Source organism: Clostridium chromiireducens, assembly GCF_003575225.1.
In the GTDB taxonomy this organism is placed as follows: Bacteria; Bacillota; Clostridia; order Clostridiales; family Clostridiaceae; genus Clostridium; species Clostridium chromiireducens.
Map to the genome: position 1 here is coordinate 150,984 of NZ_QXDJ01000004.1, position 17,807 is coordinate 168,790.

The 17,807-nt window shown below is 29.9% G+C and carries 15 protein-coding genes; 2 read left to right on the plus strand and 13 right to left on the minus strand.

Annotation, left to right across the window (positions count from 1 at the left end; translation table 11 throughout):
* Positions 1 to 205: 205 nt before the first annotated feature.
* From D2A34_RS16555 to D2A34_RS16585, 7 genes are all read right to left on the minus strand, one after another.
* Positions 206 to 1,048 (minus strand): glycerophosphodiester phosphodiesterase, encoded by an 843-nt coding sequence (locus D2A34_RS16555; RefSeq protein ID WP_119367564.1) that lies wholly within the window; start codon positions 1,046 to 1,048, stop codon positions 206 to 208.
* 144 nt (positions 1,049 to 1,192) lie between these two features.
* Positions 1,193 to 2,557, minus strand: a complete 1,365-nt coding sequence (locus D2A34_RS16560; protein ID WP_119367341.1) for an ABC transporter substrate-binding protein — start codon at positions 2,555 to 2,557, stop codon at positions 1,193 to 1,195.
* Between the two features lie 173 nt (positions 2,558 to 2,730).
* Positions 2,731 to 3,552: a carbohydrate ABC transporter permease gene (locus D2A34_RS16565; protein WP_119367342.1), complete on the minus strand. Its 822-nt coding sequence runs from the start codon at positions 3,550 to 3,552 to the stop codon at positions 2,731 to 2,733.
* A complete protein-coding gene (locus D2A34_RS16570; RefSeq protein WP_119367343.1) occupies positions 3,552 to 4,415 on the minus strand; it encodes a carbohydrate ABC transporter permease in 864 nt (287 codons plus the stop codon). The genes D2A34_RS16565 and D2A34_RS16570 overlap by 1 nt, the downstream gene beginning before the upstream one ends.
* A gap of 2 nt (positions 4,416 to 4,417) precedes the next feature.
* Positions 4,418 to 5,620 (minus strand): ABC transporter ATP-binding protein, encoded by a 1,203-nt coding sequence (locus D2A34_RS16575; RefSeq protein ID WP_119367344.1) that lies wholly within the window; start codon positions 5,618 to 5,620, stop codon positions 4,418 to 4,420.
* Positions 5,621 to 5,918: 298 nt separating this feature from the next.
* Positions 5,919 to 6,701: a PhzF family phenazine biosynthesis protein gene (locus tag D2A34_RS16580; protein ID WP_119367345.1), complete on the minus strand. Its 783-nt coding sequence runs from the start codon at positions 6,699 to 6,701 to the stop codon at positions 5,919 to 5,921.
* Positions 6,702 to 6,788: 87 nt separating this feature from the next.
* Positions 6,789 to 7,481: a DUF554 domain-containing protein gene (locus tag D2A34_RS16585; protein ID WP_119367346.1), complete on the minus strand. Its 693-nt coding sequence runs from the start codon at positions 7,479 to 7,481 to the stop codon at positions 6,789 to 6,791.
* A gap of 304 nt (positions 7,482 to 7,785) precedes the next feature.
* On the opposite strand from D2A34_RS16585, the gene rpsD reads away from it, so the two are divergent.
* Together rpsD and D2A34_RS16595 are read left to right on the plus strand one after the other, a co-directional pair.
* Entirely contained in the window at positions 7,786 to 8,382 is a 597-nt protein-coding gene (gene rpsD, locus D2A34_RS16590) for a 30S ribosomal protein S4 (protein WP_079441083.1), read from the plus strand.
* Positions 8,383 to 8,467: 85 nt separating this feature from the next.
* Positions 8,468 to 9,175 carry a hypothetical protein gene (locus tag D2A34_RS16595; protein WP_079441081.1) on the plus strand — a complete coding sequence of 236 codons (708 nt, stop codon included), beginning with the start codon at positions 8,468 to 8,470 and terminating at the stop codon, positions 9,173 to 9,175.
* Between the two features lie 232 nt (positions 9,176 to 9,407).
* On the opposite strand, the gene aspS is transcribed toward D2A34_RS16595, so the two are convergent.
* The 6 genes from aspS to D2A34_RS16625 all read right to left on the minus strand — a co-directional run bounded on the left by aspS (position 9,408) and on the right by D2A34_RS16625 (position 17,568).
* Positions 9,408 to 11,204, minus strand: coding sequence for an aspartate--tRNA ligase (gene aspS, locus D2A34_RS16600; RefSeq protein WP_079441080.1), 1,797 nt, complete (start codon positions 11,202 to 11,204; stop codon positions 9,408 to 9,410).
* 39 nt (positions 11,205 to 11,243) lie between these two features.
* A complete protein-coding gene (hisS, locus tag D2A34_RS16605) occupies positions 11,244 to 12,497 on the minus strand; it encodes a histidine--tRNA ligase (protein ID WP_079441078.1) in 1,254 nt (417 codons plus the stop codon).
* A 258-nt stretch (positions 12,498 to 12,755) separates the two neighbouring features.
* On the minus strand, positions 12,756 to 14,180 hold the full coding sequence (locus tag D2A34_RS16610) for a coproporphyrinogen III oxidase (RefSeq protein ID WP_119367347.1): 1,425 nt from the start codon (positions 14,178 to 14,180) through the stop codon (positions 12,756 to 12,758).
* 45 nt (positions 14,181 to 14,225) lie between these two features.
* Positions 14,226 to 14,822, minus strand: coding sequence for an MBL fold metallo-hydrolase (locus D2A34_RS16615; protein ID WP_079441074.1), 597 nt, complete (start codon positions 14,820 to 14,822; stop codon positions 14,226 to 14,228).
* A 43-nt stretch (positions 14,823 to 14,865) separates the two neighbouring features.
* The gene (gene dtd / locus D2A34_RS16620; protein WP_079441072.1) at positions 14,866 to 15,315 is read right to left on the minus strand and encodes a D-aminoacyl-tRNA deacylase; all 450 of its coding nucleotides are present in this window, start codon (positions 15,313 to 15,315) and stop codon (positions 14,866 to 14,868) included.
* Between the two features lie 36 nt (positions 15,316 to 15,351).
* On the minus strand, positions 15,352 to 17,568 hold the full coding sequence (locus D2A34_RS16625; RefSeq protein WP_119367348.1) for a RelA/SpoT family protein: 2,217 nt from the start codon (positions 17,566 to 17,568) through the stop codon (positions 15,352 to 15,354).
* Between the last annotated feature and the right edge of the window lie 239 nt (positions 17,569 to 17,807).

The following is a 17,807-nucleotide window of genomic DNA, read 5'->3' on the forward strand; positions in this document are numbered from 1 at the left end:
TAGGAGAAAAAAATCACCTTCTCAAATTTATACTTCATTTGAAGGTGATTTGATATTTTTTAAATATTTATATGATAATAGCTAGCCCTTACTCCAATAATTATTTTATAACTTTCTTTTAAACATTGTATAATAGACTTACTACTTTCTTCACATAATTAGAGTAATTTAGATTTATGAACTCATATAAATAAATGAAGACTATTTAACTGTTAATTAACTTATATAGCTTTTCTACTTCATCCGTAATTACACCATAAGCTCCATATTTCATAACCATCTTCATGTGCTCCTCTTCGTTAACTGTATATGGATTAATCACAATACCTGCTTCCTTAATTTCTTGAATATATTTCTGATTTAATATACTAGGAAAGCATGGATGATAGCATTCTGCCGATATATCTTTCAAATACCTCGGAACATTCACAAGCGTTGAATTTGTTAATGCTCCTAATTTTATTTCTTTATCTAGATTTCTTATTTTAGCCAAACTTAAGTGATTAAAACTTGAAATTATAACTTTATCCTTTATATTATACTCATAAATCATTGATAGTACTTTTTCCTCTAAACCTTCATAGGGAATTATTCCATTTTTTAATTCTAAGTTCAATACCTTTAAGTTAGAATCTATAAATAGTTCGAATAGTTCTTTTAATGTTGGTATTTCTTCACCATTATTATTTTGAAAATACTCTACTTCTTCCAATGTGTAATCACCAATTTTTAGTTTATTGTTTTGGATGGTGCAATTTACTTTTTGTAGCTGCTCCATTGCCTTTTCTCTTAACTTTTGAACTCTAGGCAAGCTTTTAGTTCTAAACATTTTAATTTCATAAAAAGTATAGTCTTTTACATAACCGTGACCATTAGTAGTTCTCTCCAATGTCTCATCATGAATTAGAATAGGTACGTTATCCATTGATAGCTGAACGTCGGTTTCAATTCCATCTGCATTGTATTCAATAGCTTTTCTAAATGCGAGCATAGTATTTTCATCAAATTTACCACTATATCCTCTATGGGCAATATTCAAAATTTTCATTCTACTCATTCTTATAATGCTCCTTCATATATTTTAATTGTTAATATTAAAAAGATAGAAGATACAATCTAATACCCACTATCTTTTTTATATTTATTTAATAATAATTATGTTTTGATTACTTTATTTATTTTGAGTCATCCATTACTTATTAGCCTTGTTATACTTTTCGATTGCTGAGTTAATTGATTTTTCACTAGCATCTATCGCTTCTTCTGGCGTTAATTTTCCTTGTAGCACCGCTTCTATATTTGTTTCATTAGTTTGTCTTGCCTCTGGGAATACTCCTAGAAGTGCTCCTCTAGATTCAATTGGTGATGCATGTAGTTGATCAATTGCGGTCTTAAATTGAGGAGTTTTTGCTAAGTTATCTTTCATTTCTTGTAAATCATAAGCTTTTGTGGTTACTGGAAAATATCCTGTTTTTTCATTCCAATATACTTGTTGTTCTGGCGAAACCATAAATTTAATGAATTCAAAAGCAGCTTTTTGCTTTGCATCATCATCTTTATTCAAAATCCATAAGGATCCTCCTCCAATTGAAACTCCACCTTTGTCATCCTTATTTATTTTAGGTAAAAAGGCTGTTCCAACTTCAAACTTACCATTAACGCCTTTTAATACATCATTAAGTGATGCAGTCGAATCAATAAACATAGCTGTTTTTCCAGCTATAAATGCTTGTTGCGTATCAGCTGTCTTTCTGCCAAAATTTCCAAGTAGCCCTTGATCGTAAAGACTTTTCCACGCTTTTAAAATCTTTAAACCTCCGCCATTATTTTTAAAATCTACTGCCGTAGCACTGGACTCTCTTCCATTACCGTTATTTGCAAAGGGAGTTAGCTGTTTAGCTAAAAATTGTTCAAAGAACCAACCATAAATCGCCATAGAATATCCATATTGAGTCACAGTATTTCCATCCTTCTTAGTTAACTTTTCTGAATATGCTTTTATTTCTTCAAAATCCGTTGGAGCTTTTTCTGGATCTAAGCCAGCCTCTTTAAAAGCTGTTTTATTATAATAAAGAATCGGAGTTGATGAATTAAATGGCATAGAATTTAATTTTTTATCAACAGTATAATACCCTAAAAGATTTTGTTCTAAGGCTGAGGTATCATATTTCTCTTCATCAATAAACTTCTGCATTGGAGTTGATAGCTTAGAGTCTATCATCCATCTAGTACCAATATCATAAAGCTGCATTACATCTGGATAACTTTTTTTGTCCTTAGAACTTTTTATTTTATTTATAGCATCATCATATTCTCCTTGATATTGGGCAGTAACAATTATATTATTTTTGTTTTCCTTATTGAACTTGTCAACCATTTCGTTGATGGCTTCTCCGCCTCCACCACCCATTGAATGCCAAAATACAATTTCCTTTTTTCCATCTGCTTTTCCATTTGTCTTAACACTTTCACTGTTGGTAGCTGAACTTCCACACCCCATTAGGAATGTAGCACACAAACATGCAGTTAGTAAAACTGATAAAATTCTTTTCTTCATAAAAAACTCCCCTTCATTATTCATAATTTAGTATTAATTTCTCAAAGACTCATATAAACATTTAATCTTTTGCTCTTAATAAAATAAATTCATTAGTATTATATTTTTAACGCACACCAGTAGATAAATCGTTAATTTTGAATATTATCTAATAGGTACAGCGTTTTGCTTTTCTATCCTTTTACTGCTCCAGATGTGATTCCTTTTATGAGCTGCTTTTGTCCAATAATAAAAATCACAATTGACGGTAAAATAATCATTATTACACCTGCAAAAACCAATCCTATGTTTTGGCTTTCTGCAAATTGAAGCATACTTATACCTATTTGAACTGTTCTTTTTTCTGGTGCATTTGTTACAAGTAATGGCCACATATATTGGTTCCAAGTACTTAAAAATGTATATACTCCAAGAGCCGATATTACAGGTCTTGATATAGGAAGCAAGACTTTCATAAAAAATCTAAAGTTGCTACAACCATCAAGAGTTGATGCCTCCTTTAACTCTTTAGGAATAGTCAGGTAAAATTGCCTTACTAAAAATATTCCCATGGCCGATGCTAAAAAAGGTATTATTAGACCTGTATAAGTATCTGTAAGACCTAGTTTTGCTATAGTTAAATAATTTGCTATTATTGTTGATTCACTTGGAATCATTAAAGTCGATAAACATAGAACAAATAATATACCTTTCCCTTTAAATTCAAAATAAGAAAATGCATATGCAGCTAAACAGGAAGTTACCATTTGTCCTATTGTAATTAGACTAGATATATAAAAACTATTTAAAATAAATCTGAATATTGGAACAGATGATATTGCTTGTTTATAGTTATCTAAATTAATACTTGATGGCAGCAATTTAGGTGGAAAGGAAAATATCTCATCCTGAGTCATCAAACTAACACTGAATGCGTATATTATTGGAAAAATTATAATGAGTCCAATCAAAATATTAATTGAATATAACAATAAGTTTTTAACTTTGCTCTCCATTATGAATAAAATACTCCCTTCTTCTCAAATCCAAATTGAATTAATGTAATCAAAAATATTATAAAAAATAATACTATTGACTCTGCACATGCTGTTTCAAATCTATTGTTAAAAAATGCTTCCCTGTAAATTTCATGTACAATAACGTTAGTTGAATTAGCTGGTCCACCTGATGTTAATAATTTAATTTGTGCGAAGGATTGAAATGAATTAACCATATTTATAAATACAACAAAAAATAACGTGGGCGAGATGAGAGGCAGAGTTAATCTAAAAAACTTTAAAATCTTACTAGCTCCATCTATTTGCGCACTTTCATTTAATTCTTCCGGAATATTTTTTAACCCTGTTAATATAAATATAAAATTTAATCCTATATTAAGCCAAACTGTCACTAAAGCTACCGAGAATAATGCTAACTTTTCATCAGTCAACCATCCAATTTGTGCTTTTATGAGATAATTTATAATTCCAATTGATGGATGGAATAATAACATCCAAACTACAGCAGCAGCTGATGATGATACTGCCATTGGCATTGCAAACATAACTTCAAACACATTATTTCCTTTAAATTTCCTATTTGCAAGTACAGCAAGTATAAGTCCGATAATTATTGCTGGTATGGCTGTAATTGCTACAAACTTAATTGTTATTTGAATACTATTTAAAAAATCTGATGATAAAAATAATTCTTTATAGTTATCAAATCCTACAAATTCGACAGCTTCCCCATTAGCATTTGTTATATTGAAACTTAAAAATATCGTCTTTAAAAACGGAAAAAACATGAATATCCAAAATCCCAAAAGACAAGGAGTTAAATATAAGTACGGTTCAATCTTCTTTAAAATGACTTTCATCTTTATTCCTCCCAATCAATTCTCTCTTCATAATCTTTGTTAAAGAAATGTGCTTTACTAAAATTAAATTTAACACTTATAGTTTGTCCTTGTTCACCTCTAAACACTCCGTTAATCTTACAAATGAACTTATTATTATTAATATTGAAGTGTATATACGTTTCCGAACCCAAGATTTCAACTAATTCTATCTGTGCTAAAGATATATTATTTTTCTCCAATTTTGACGAAACTGTTTTTTCTACAAACTCTTTGACTTTAATATTACTGCCAATATCCTCGATAACAAACCTCTCATTAGAATCACTTCTAATATGTTGAACAACTTCAATATCCTCTGGCCTTATTCCTACTATTACTTCTGCCCTATAATACTTCTCTTCAAAGATCTTTCTTAAATGATTTTCTTTAATCTCATATCTGATAAATTTGTTTTCTATATATAACCTATCATCAATTCTATCTACAACAACATTAAAAAAATTCATTTGAGGAGAACCAATAAAACTAGCTACAAATTTATTTCTTGGTTTTTCATATATTGAAACTGGATCTGCGACTTGTTGTATTTCTCCCTTATTCATTACAACAATTTTACTTCCCATCGTCATAGCTTCGGTTTGATCATGTGTTACATAAATAAAAGTTGTCTTTAACCTTTGATGAAGTTTAATTATCTCACTTCTCATTGACACTCTAAGCTTTGCATCTAAATTTGATAGCGGCTCATCCATCAAAAATACCTTTGGTTCTCTAACAATTGCACGACCTAATGCAACTCTTTGCCTCTGCCCTCCTGATAATTCTTTTGGCTTTCTATTTAATAAATCTTTAAGTTCTAATATTTCTGCGGTTTCCTGTATTTTTTTATCTATCTCCTTTTTATCCATTTTTTTAATCTTAAGGGCAAATGCCATATTTTCATAAACAGAAAAGTGTGGATATAAAGCATAATTTTGAAATACCATAGCTATATCTCTATTAACTGATTCAACTTTATTTACTAGTTTCTCTCCAATATATAAGTCTCCTGAAGATATGTCTTCAAGGCCTGCAATCATTCTTAATGTTGTAGATTTTCCACAGCCTGATGGCCCTACTAAAACTACAAACTCTCCATTCTCAATATCTAAATTAATAGTGTTAACAGCCTTATAATCATTGTCATACCACTTATTAATGTTTTTTAAAATTACATTTGCCATATTCTAACCTACTTTCTAAAGATTCTAGATTATATTAACCATAATTATTGCTAATAAGTTCTCGTCTTCCACTTTTTAACTATAACCCTTCTTTATTACATTTATATTTAATCCATGTTAAACTTGGTTAATTAAAAGTTAACCAATAAAAAATGAGTTCGTAAGAAATACCTACAAACTCATTTTCACAAATATATAATATTGCTAATTTCACACAAATATTTAAAATACGACTAATTCATCTTTAGGTCTTAACAGTATTTTAAATTTTGGGCTTATCTAGTACAAAAAATATAATTTAATCTATAAAAATTTCTCCTTTAAAAAACAACTTAGCTTTCCCAGAAATCTTCACCTTTTCCCCAGTATATTCACACACCAATAATCCGCCTCTCCTAGATAATTGATGAGCAATCATTTTATTTTGTTCAAGAACCTTAGACCAATATGGAACTAAGGTGCAGTGGGCTGAACCCGTCACCGGATCTTCCGGTACTCCACATAAGGGCGCAAAATACCTTGAAACAAAGTCTGAACTTTCTCCTTTTGCAGTAACTATAATTCCAAATGCATCAATTAATTTCAATACTTCCATATTAGGCTGTAAATCTATTATATCCTGCTCATTATCATACACTACCATTAAATCTCTTGATTTATATACTTCTTTAGGTTCTTTTCCTAAACCTTGTATTAATTGTTCAGTAATAGCAGCTTCATTACCTTCTCTACTTGGAAATTCCATTGTTATATTTTCTCCATCTTTTTCTACGGTTAGGATTCCGCTCTTTGTTTCAAATTTCACAATATTCTTAGGATAATTTAGAACTTCAAATATCACATATGCAGTTGCAAGGGTTGCATGTCCACATAGATCTATTTCCTCTTCTGGCGTAAACCATCTTAATTCACATATATCATCTTTAATTATGCAAAAAGCAGTTTCTGATAAATTATTTTCACTAGCAATATTTTGCATTAAATTCTCATCTATCCACTCTTCTAATATGCATATAGCAGCTGGATTTCCTTTAAAAATCTCTTCTGTAAATGCATCTACTTGATACATTTGTATTTTCATATTACATTACCTCATTTCATTTTAATTGCATAAATATGTATAGATTATGTTTTTATCATAAAGAAATAATTATAATATTTTATTATCTTAAAAAAGCCCAAATATAATAGGTATAAATATAGCAGGAAGTAAATTTGCAACTTTAATCTTGCTTACTCCAAGCATATTAAATCCAAGGCCTACAATTAAAAGACTCCCGACAGCTGACATATTACTTATTACAGTTTCAGTTAATACAGTTGAAAGACCTCCTGCAAGAAGTGTTATACTTCCTTGATAAATTAATATAGCAACCGAAGAGAGCATTACTCCTATACCAAGAGATGATGAAAATATTATGGAAGATACCCCATCTAGAATAGACTTAGCAAAAAGAGTAGAATGGTCTCCTCTTAATCCACTTTCAAGAGATCCAACTACTGCCATTGCTCCAACACAAAATAATAAACTCGATGTTACGAATCCTTCTGATATAGATATCTTTTCACTCGAATTGTTCTTTTTATTATTATTTATCTTTTCTTCAATTATATTTCCTAAATCATTAAGTCTTTTATCAAAATCTATTATTTCTCCAACCAAAGCACCTATAGCTATACAAATGATAATTTGTAATGTATCCTGACCCTTAAGCGCTCCTGATATTCCTATGTATAATACGCATAAAGCAAGTCCATTCATTATTGTTGTACTAACTTTTTCAGTAAGTCTCCCTTTAACAATTAATCCTACCAAGCAGCCGCCAATTATTGCTAATGAATTTACTATTGTTCCTAACATTTTTTTCCCCCCAATTTTACACATTTTATTCTGATTAATTATAACATATATATTTTATTAAAACTAATTTAGCAAGCTCTAAACTCTAACTTCATGTAATTCTTTAAATGAATTACCATAAAATACAACGTGTCAAATCATTCATCTTGAGTAAACTAATTATGAAATTAGTCACAAAAATCCCTAAGATTTATATCTTACTATATACGAATAATAATGTGACTGAAATTCACAAATATTTTTTTATAAATGCTATGTTTTTTAGACTGATTTTTATGCTTGACTTGATAGGAGTTGATATTTTATGGCAAGAATGAGGAACCCTAGGTTTAAATTATGTAGACGTCTAGGATTAAATGTTATTGGACATCCTAACGCAATGAAAAGATCTAATAATGGTAGTGCTAGAAATGCAAAAAAGCTTTCAGCGTACGGCACACAATTACTAGAAAAACAAAGACTTAGAGCATATTACGGTGTAATGGAAAAACAATTTGCCTCTTATGTTAAAAAAGCACTTAAAGATAAGGAGCCAACTGGTTATTCTTTAATTAAAAGACTAGAGTGCAGACTTGATAACCTAGTTTATAGACTTGGTTTTGCAACCTCTATTGCTCAAGCCCGCCAAATGGTAGTTCATGGTCATTTTCTTGTAAATGGTAAAAAAGTAGATATTCCATCTTTCAATATAAATCTCGGAGATACCATTAAATTAAAAGAAAAGTCTCAACATAATGATTTATTTAGAGATACTTTTTTATCCAATATTCTTAATGCATATCCATACCTTAGTAAAAACGAAGGTAATTTTTCAGGTACTCTTAGTAGATATCCATTAAGAGAAGAGGTTCCTATCGAAATAAATGATTCACTAGTAGTAGAGTATTATTCTAAACTTTAATTAAAACATAGAACTAAAGAAAACAGTTAATTTTTCTTCTGTTTTACTTTTTTAGTATATGATTATTGAGAGGGGGAATTTATCATTGGAAGCTAATATAAAACAAAATAATCTAAGAAAGAATCCCTATAATAATTTTTCTTTCTGGAAAAGCAAAATTATTAATAATGAAGATTTATGGGAAGGATATTTTGATAGTAAGGAAATAACTAAAAATTCAAAAATCATTTATACGGGAATTTTCGATCTTGATAAAAATATTTTGCAATGCGGGTGGGCTGCTTATCCTTGTGGTTACAGTTTACTAGGATTTTTAGAATATGTGTTTTTACCAACATCTTTTTTTAGTTGGTTTGATCGCAATTCTGATGATTTCTTTATACCTATATCTGATTTTGATACTATAGTTAGTGAAACCTTAAAATATAATGATTCGAATGTAGATTTAAACTCTGTAAATTCAATGAAAAAATCCTATGAGTTCATAAGTAACCTTTGGAATTCTAAGCAGAATTCACTAGATGTTGAATTCAAAAACTTTTGCGACTCATTTAATGACGTTTGGGATAACGATCCTAATCAGAGATTATTCTTGAAAATATTTAATAATCCATGTGATATTTTCAATTTTATAGAAGATTCTATAATTTGGGATTCAAAAGAATTCATTGAGGAAGATATTTCTATGACGTTAGATGAACTGAAATTTGCCTGCGACAACGCTGTTGAAGAACCTTTGCTAAGTAGAAGATTAATTGATATATTGAATACTAACGCACCAATTCTCTTCTAAGGTTACTTTCTAATCCCTTATCAAGAATAGCTAAGTCTAATATTTATAAGATTTTATACTATAGCATTTCAAAGACATATCTAAAAAAAATTCAATCTATTTTTATAAAAAGACTTTTATACTAAATATTATTATAGCAGTATAAAAGTCTTCTTTATCTTTTCTTCTATATAAATAATACATAAAAAGGATTGCGTCTAACAATATGCTATTAGTCACAATCCTTTAGTAATTATTCTTTTATTTCATTTTCTTTAGGAAGAATTCCAATTCCAAGTTCTGTTAGTTGTTTTTCATCAACTATGTTTGGAGCTTCACTTAAGAAACAATATGCATTTTGATTTTTAGGGAATGTAATAACATCTTTAATGTTATCAGTTCCAGCTAAGAACATAATCATTCTATCTAAACCAAATGCTAAACCGCCATGTGGTGGTGGTCCGAATTTAAAAGCTTGTAGCAAGAATCCAAATTGAGCCCATGCTTGTTCTTGAGTAAATCCAAGTGCTTTGAGCATTCTCTCTTGAAGAGCCATGTCGTGGATTCTTATAGATCCTCCTCCTAATTCTTCACCATTTAATACTAAGTCATAAGCCTTAGAACGTACACGTCCTGGATCAGACTCAATAAATTCTAAGTCTTCATCCATTGGAGCTGTAAACGGATGGTGACAAGCAGTGTATCTCTCTTCTTCTTCACTGTATTCAAATAATGGGAATTCCGTAATCCATGTAAAGTTAAATTCACTTTTATCTTTAATTAAATCAAATTGCTTAGCTAGTTCTAATCTTAGAGCACCTAAACTTTGGAATACTACCGAATTTTTATCTGCTACTATTAAAATAGCATCACCATTCTCAGCACTCATAGTTTTAACAATGGAATTTGTCACATCATCAGTTAAGAATTTAGCTATCGATGATTTAACACCATCTTCTTTAATTTGAATCCAAGCAAGACCTTTAGCTTTGTATGTTTTAACGAATTCGCCTAGTTTATCTAAAGGCTTTCTTCCAAGTTCTGCGCCACCTTTTAAGCATAGAGCCCTGACAGATCCTCCCGCTTCTATTGCTGATTTAAATACAACAAAGTCTAAATCTTTAACATTTTCAGTTATATCTGTTATTTCCATTCCAAATCTTAAGTCTGGTTTATCTGAACCATATTTCTCCATAGCATCTCTAAATGTCATTCTCTTAATTGGAAGCTTAACATCTACTCCGCCTACTTCTCTAAATACATGAGAAATTAATCCTTCATTTACAGCCATAATATCGTCTTGCTCAACAAAACTTAACTCCATATCAACTTGAGTAAATTCTGGCTGTCTATTTGCTCTTAAATCTTCATCTCTAAAACACTTCGCTACTTGATAATACCTATCAAATCCAGATACCATTAATAATTGCTTAAATATTTGAGGTGATTGAGGAAGCGCATAAAACATTCCTGGATAATTTCTAGATGGCACTAAATAATCTCTAGCTCCTTCAGGTGTACTCTTTGTTAAAATTGGAGTTTCAACATCTAAGAAGTTATGTTCTTCTAAATAATCACGAATAGCTTTAGTTGTCTTACTTCTTATTTCAAATATTCTTTGCATGTCAGGTCTTCTTAAATCTAAATATCTATATTTTAACCTGATATTTTCTGCTGCATCTAAATCTTCCTTTATGTAAATTGGAGGAGTTTCTGATTCAGAAAGAATCTTTATCTCTTCACATTTTAATTCAACAAAACCAGTTGGCATGTTTTCATTAACACTTTCTCTTTTAACAACTTCTCCTGTTACAGCAATACAGTATTCTGATCTAGCTGACTTTGCTTTTTCAAAAGCTTCCGCATTTATTTCTTCACCAAAAACCACTTGCATTATACCTGTTTTATCCCTTAAATCTATAAATTCGAGACCTCCAAGTTTTCTATTTCTTTGAACCCATCCCATTAAAGTTATTTTACTTCCTACATGTTCTTCTCTAGGTTCTCCACACATCATTGTACGTTTTAATCCGTTTAAAGATTCACCCATTACTAAAATCCTCCCTTGGTTCTTTTTATAAACTATTAATTACTTAAGTGTTTTTGCAATTTCATCTAAGTCATCTAATGACACTTCAAATATTTCGCCATCACTCATTCTCTTTAGGTTAATTTTTTTATTTGTTAATTCATCTTCACCTAAAATAGTAGTAAAGGCTGCACCTATTTTATTAGCATATTTCATTTCGGCTTTTACACTTCTGCCCATGTGATTTATTTCGCACTTAACACCTAGAGATCTTAAACTGCTAGCTAACTTAAATGCATACTTGCTTTCTTCTTCCCCTCTAGCACCAATATATAAATCAAATAAGTTTTCCTTAGGTATTTCTATATTTTCTTTTTCTAGAGTCATAATTAATCTTTCTACTCCCATACCAAATCCAACTGCTGGCATATCAGGACCACCAAGTTCTTCAATAAGCTTATCATATCTTCCTCCACCGCATACTGTGAAATCTGAAGTTAGAATTTCAAATATAGTTTTAGTATAATAATCTAATCCTCTTACTATACCTGGATCTATTGTATATGGAAGACCTAAAATATCTAAATATTCTTTAACTTTATTAAAGTGTGTTTCACATTCTTCACATACATACTCTAAAATTGTTGGAGCATTTTTTGTGATTTCATGACATTTCTTTTCTTTACAATCTAAGATTCTCATAGGATTTTTTTCAAATCTAGTTTTACACGTATCACAAAGTCCATCATAATTTTCAGCTAAAAATTTCTTTAGTGCTTCATTATATTTAGGTCTACAACTTGGGCATCCTAAATTATTTATATTTAAACTTAAACTCTTTAAACCCAATTCCTTTAAAGTATCCATGGCAACTGCTATAACTTCTGCATCCATTGAAGCTGCATTTGAACCAAAAACTTCCAATCCACATTGATGAAATTGTCTAAGTCTTCCTTTTTGTACATTTTCATATCTAAAAGCGGGAGTTATATAATATAACTTTGTAGGTTGAGCTTCATTAAATAATCTATTTTCTACAAATGCTCTAACTGCTGAGGCAGTTCCTTCTGGTTTTAATGTTATACTTCTATCTCCTTTATCATTGAAAGTGTACATTTCCTTTTGAACTATGTCGGTAGTATCCCCAACACTTCTTAAAAATAATTCTGTATGCTCGAACATAGGCGTTCTTATTTCTCTTATTCCGTAAGTTTTAGCAACCTTTCTGAACACACTTTCAATATATTGCCACTTATATGCATCTTCAGGTAACATATCTTTAGTCCCTTTAGGTGCTTGCATTTCCATTGCCATTTTTTAGTTCCTCCCAACCAGTTTAATACAGTTAATATTTATAACACTATTTCATGCAATTAACTGCTTACTTTTAATAAAGTTCTTAATTAGATTTTTTAGCCTAAATAAACTTTCTTATTAAAAGCAAATATTTTCTTAGAATATGCATATTATTCCCATATGTATAATTATCCATAGACAATTGTACATTATTTATTTAAAATTTGAAAGTTCAAAATTACCATTATGCTTTAATATTACAAATATAGCCAGTTGTTAATATAAAGTATCTAATAATTTCTTTTTTCCCTCAATCATTTCATCTATTCTTGATATATATTCATGAAGGTCTTTTAAATTAGGAAATCTTTCTAGCCTATCTTCATCTAAAAATACCACTTTACTCACAGCAGCTGCTCCGAGTGCTATAATTGTTTGTCTTTCTTCAATCATTTGAATATTGTAAATGCATTCTTTACCCTCTTTAGCATACCCTAAATTCTCCATATTTCCAACCATATTTTTTTGTCTATACATATAATATGGTAAAATGCCTAGATATTCCGCTAAATGCTTACTTTCATTATACATCTCTATAATCTCTTCTTGTGATGTAATTTCAATGCCCTTTTTAAGAATGAATTCTTCATACATCCTTGACCCACGTTTTAACGCTAACCCGTGTACTGTTATACTATCTGGTCTTAATTTTATCAATTCGTTTTTTGTATTAATGACATCTTCATGTCTTTCACCTGGAAGCCCAATAATTATATCCATATTAATATTATCAAAACCAAGTTCCCTTGCTAATTTGAATTTTTCCTTAATATCCTCAGAAGAATGAGTTCTCCCGATTAACTTTAATGTTTTATCATTCATTGATTGAGGATTGATGCTAATTCTATCTACATTACATTCTTTCATAATTTCAAGCTTATTTTTAGTTAACGTATCAGGTCTTCCACATTCAACTGTAAATTCTTTTACATTACTACTTTTAATAAAATTGTCATAAATTTCTTTCATTATCATAGCAAATTCATCATCATTTACTGCTGTTGGTGTTCCTCCACCAAAATATACTGATTCGATATTAAGCTTTTTTTCTTTTACATATCCGCTAATACCCTTAATTTCTTTTGTCAACGCATCAAGGTATGGCATTACTAATTTTTTATGAACACCTATCGGATTTGATGTAAAGGAACAATAAAGACATTTTGTAGGACAAAATGCCATTCCAATATAAATTGCAATATTGTTCTTATCTTTATTAACTATTCTTTCTTCAGCTTTTGCTACCTCAATACATAATCTCGACTTCTCTTCATGAGCTAAATACTTATCTTTAAATATTTCGATTACTTCTTCTTCATTATTGCCTTCTTTAAGTAATTTTAACGCTATTTTAGAAGGTCTTATTCCAATTAATATACCCCAAGGATATATATCATGAGTTATATTCCTTAAACACAGAAAAAGAAATCTTCTAAGAGAATTCTTGATATCTTCTCCTAAAGATTCTTCTTCGTAATAATCTTCGTATTTAAACCTCAAATTTTTTTCATCAATATAACAAATGAAATTTGCTTCTTCTAAATCAACAAATTGAATTTCTTTCATTGGATAGTACACGTTAAATAATTGATATACTTCGTATCTATATTTAAGATTATTTAAATTAATTTTTACTTCCATCATTGCTCCCTTAAAAAATGTGCAAATAAATTGCACATCATATCTTTATAAAAATGGATTCATTCTCTTTTCGTAACCTATAGTAGATGCTCCTCCATGCCCTGGGTAAACTTCAATATTATCCCCTAAAGGTATTAATTTATCTTTTATATTCTTAACAAGCTTCATTCCATTTCCACCTGGAAAATCACTTCTTCCTATAGATCCTTGGAAAAGAGTATCACCTGTAAATAGTTTATCATTTATTAAGAAACAGATTCCGCCTGGAGTATGCCCTGGCGTTTCAATAACCTTTATAGTATTTTTCCCTAATTTTAGAGTATCTCCTTCTTTTAAATATTCTGCAGTTTTAGGTAATGACCCAAACACATAATTATCATTTTGCATGAATTCCTCTTCTGCTTTATGAATATAAAAAGGAACATTTAATTCATCCATTAAATCAACTACACCATCTACATGATCACTATGTCCATGAGTTAAAAGAATAAATTTAGCTTTTCCTCCTAAATTTCGAACTTTTTCAGCTATTACTTTCGCCTGTCCACCTGGATCTATAATTCCAAGTTCCTTAGTATCTTCATCCATTACTAAATAACAATTTTCCTCATACATTCCAGCTATAATTGTTTTTATAATCAACTTTAATTCCTCCTAAAGACATATAAACGATAATTTCATATGTCTAAAAATTTCTTTTACTATCTAATAATATGGTCACCGGTCCATCATTATTAATTTGAACTTTCATATCTGCACCAAATTCACCACATTCAATCTTTAAATCTGACTCCTTAAGAAGTTTCACAAACTCTTCATATAGTTTATTAGCCTCTTCCCCACCTAGTGCTTCCATAAAATTCGGTCTTCGGCCTTTTCTGCAATCGCCATATAGTGTAAATTGAGATATAACTAATATTTCACCTTTAATATCTAATAAAGATAAGTTCATTTTATCATTTTCATCATGAAATACTCTTAAATTAATAATTTTATCTTTTATATACTTTAAATCTTCTAAAGTATCTTCCTTAGATATTCCTATAAGTACATTAAATCCAATTCCTATCTCTCCAATTATATTTCCATCAACTGTAACACTCGATGAGCTCACTCTTTGCACTACTGCTCTCATGTTATCTCACCTTTCTTAAATTATAGCATCGTATTTTTAACTATTAACTCTATATACATCTACTACGCCTTTTAATCTTTTAATTCTCTTCATTAAATCTTTTAAACTATCTATTGATGTAATCTTTAATTTAACATTAATTATTGCGGAACCCTGTTTAGATAAATTTGCATTTACAGCACTTAATTGCAGCTTAAGTTCTGTTATAACACTCATTATATCAGCAAGTAATCCTTCTCTATCATCAGCTTGAACTTGAATTTCAGCAAAATAAGATGTTCCTTGTGCTGAACCCCAATTAACTTCTACAACTCTATCTGCATCCGTATCAATAAGATTTTGTAAGTTACTACAATCTTTTCTATGTACTGATACACCTCTACCCTTAGTTATGTACCCTAAAATTTCATCTCCAGGAACTGGACTGCAGCATTTTGCAAATCTAACCATGAGGTTATCTTCACCTTTTACTGTTATTCCATAACTATTATGTTCTTTCTGTCTTGCTGTTTTTGCAATTTGCTCCTCAATGCTTTTACTTAAAATCTCTTTATTTTCTTTTTCCTTGCTTGCTTTATCTACACCTATTCCATTGTCTTCTTTAAGTCTTACAATAAGAGTTGATACTGAAAAACCTCCAATACCAATTAAAGCATATAAATCATCCATTGAGTGAATATTATATCTTTTTATTAGTTTCTCATAAAATTCACCTTTAGCAATATCGTTATAGTTAACACCTTGCTTCTTTAATTCTTTTTCTAAAAGCTCTTTCCCTTTGATTATATTTTCCTCTTTTTTAGCTTTTTTAAACCAAAGTTTTATTTTACTCTTTGATTGATTACTTTTTGCAATATTTAACCAATCCATATTCGGACCTTTTGCATTAGGTGATGTTAATATTTCAACAATTTCTCCAGTCTTAAGTGTATAATCAAGAGGAACTATTTTACCATTTACTTTAGCCCCTATGCACTTATTTCCTATATCAGTATGTATTCTATAAGCGAAATCTATAGGTGTTGCATTAGTACATAAGTTTATTACAACCCCCTTTGGTGTAAATACAAACACTTCATCTGAAAATAAATCTATTTTAAACCCTTCAATAAATTCCTCCGCATCTGAAGTTTCCTTTTGCCATTCAAGCATATCTCTAAGCCATACAAGTTTCTTCTCAAAATCTTTTTGCTTATCTTGCTCTGCTTTTCCTGCATCTCCTTCTTTATACTTCCAATGAGCGGCGATTCCATATTCCGCTGTTTTATGCATTTCAAATGTTCTTATTTGAATTTCAAATGTCTTACCTTGAGGTCCAATTACAGTAGTATGTAATGATTGATACATATTAGGCTTGGGCATAGCAATATAATCTTTAAACCGCCCTGGAATTGGTCTATATATGGTGTGAACAATACCAAGAACTCCATAACAATCTTTGACAGAGTGAACTAACACTCTAATAGCTGTTAAATCAAAAATCTGCTCAATACTCTTGTTCTTATTTACCATTTTCTTATAGATACTATAAAAATGCTTAGGTCTTCCATCAATATCCGAATCAATTCCTGATGCTTCAAGCTTTTGGTATAAATCTTTTACTATATCTTTTGTATAAGTTTCTCTTTCAACTCTTTTTTCAGCGATACTGTCTACTAGCTCATAATATTCTTTATCATGTAAATATCTAAAACATAAATCTTCAAGTTCCCATTTAATTTTAGACATACCCAATCTATGGGCTAATGGTGCATAAATATCCAAAGTCTCTTTTGCTTTATTTTTTTGTTTCTTCTCTGGCATAAACTTAAGAGTGCGCATATTGTGCAATCTATCTGCTAATTTTATTATTATTACTCTTATGTCCTTAGCCATTGCAAGCAGCATCTTTCTAACATTATCCGCCTGCTGCTCTTCTTTAGTTTTATACTCCATTTCCCCAAGTTTGGTAAGCTTTGTAACGCCTTCTACAAGATTTGCTATTTCCGCATTAAAAAGTTTAACTGTTTCATCATAAGAACAATCTGTATCTTCTATTACATCATGCAATAATCCAGCAACAATTGTATTTGTATCCATGCCTAATTCTGCTAAAATTTCTGCTACTGCTATTGGATGAATGATATAAGGTTCACCTGATTCTCTCTTTTGATCCTTATGAGCACTCTCCGCAAAATGATATGCCTTTTCTACCATATTAACATCAACATTGTTACAATTATTATGGATCTTTTCCAATAATTTATCAATCATAAGGATTACTCTCCTTCTACATTAAAAGTAAATTCAAAGGCTGGTTTTATAACCAGCCTAACTTTTTAATAATTATATATTATTTTAGAATTATTTTCAATAAGACATTAACTTATATTCAAAAAAATAGTTCAAAATACATATATATCTTTGAACTATTTTCTATATAACTAAACTATATGGCTCTTTTCAAAAATGAAATTATTGAGCAATTCACAATAATAATTAAAATTCAGACG

Excerpts from the sequence above, each read along its gene's own strand:
- dtd (WP_079441072.1), bottom strand. The coding sequence starts at position 15,315 with ATGAGAGCAGTAGTGCAAAGAGTGAGCTCATCGAGTGTTACAGTTGAT.
- aspS (WP_079441080.1), bottom strand. The coding sequence starts at position 11,204 with ATGGGTGAATCTTTAAACGGATTAAAACGTACAATGATGTGTGGAGAA.
- D2A34_RS16610 (WP_119367347.1), bottom strand. The coding sequence starts at position 14,180 with ATGGAAGTAAAAATTAATTTAAATAATCTTAAATATAGATACGAAGTA.
- D2A34_RS16565 (WP_119367342.1), bottom strand. The coding sequence starts at position 3,552 with ATGGAGAGCAAAGTTAAAAACTTATTGTTATATTCAATTAATATTTTG.
- rpsD (WP_079441083.1), top strand. The coding sequence starts at position 7,786 with ATGGCAAGAATGAGGAACCCTAGGTTTAAATTATGTAGACGTCTAGGA.
- D2A34_RS16555 (WP_119367564.1), bottom strand. The coding sequence starts at position 1,048 with ATGAAAATTTTGAATATTGCCCATAGAGGATATAGTGGTAAATTTGAT.
- D2A34_RS16575 (WP_119367344.1), bottom strand. The coding sequence starts at position 5,620 with ATGGCAAATGTAATTTTAAAAAACATTAATAAGTGGTATGACAATGAT.
- D2A34_RS16585 (WP_119367346.1), bottom strand. The coding sequence starts at position 7,481 with ATGTTAGGAACAATAGTAAATTCATTAGCAATAATTGGCGGCTGCTTG.
- D2A34_RS16580 (WP_119367345.1), bottom strand. The coding sequence starts at position 6,701 with ATGAAAATACAAATGTATCAAGTAGATGCATTTACAGAAGAGATTTTT.
- D2A34_RS16570 (WP_119367343.1), bottom strand. The coding sequence starts at position 4,415 with ATGAAAGTCATTTTAAAGAAGATTGAACCGTACTTATATTTAACTCCT.
- hisS (WP_079441078.1), bottom strand. The coding sequence starts at position 12,497 with ATGGCAATGGAAATGCAAGCACCTAAAGGGACTAAAGATATGTTACCT.
- D2A34_RS16625 (WP_119367348.1), bottom strand. The coding sequence starts at position 17,568 with ATGATTGATAAATTATTGGAAAAGATCCATAATAATTGTAACAATGTT.
- D2A34_RS16560 (WP_119367341.1), bottom strand. The coding sequence starts at position 2,557 with ATGAAGAAAAGAATTTTATCAGTTTTACTAACTGCATGTTTGTGTGCT.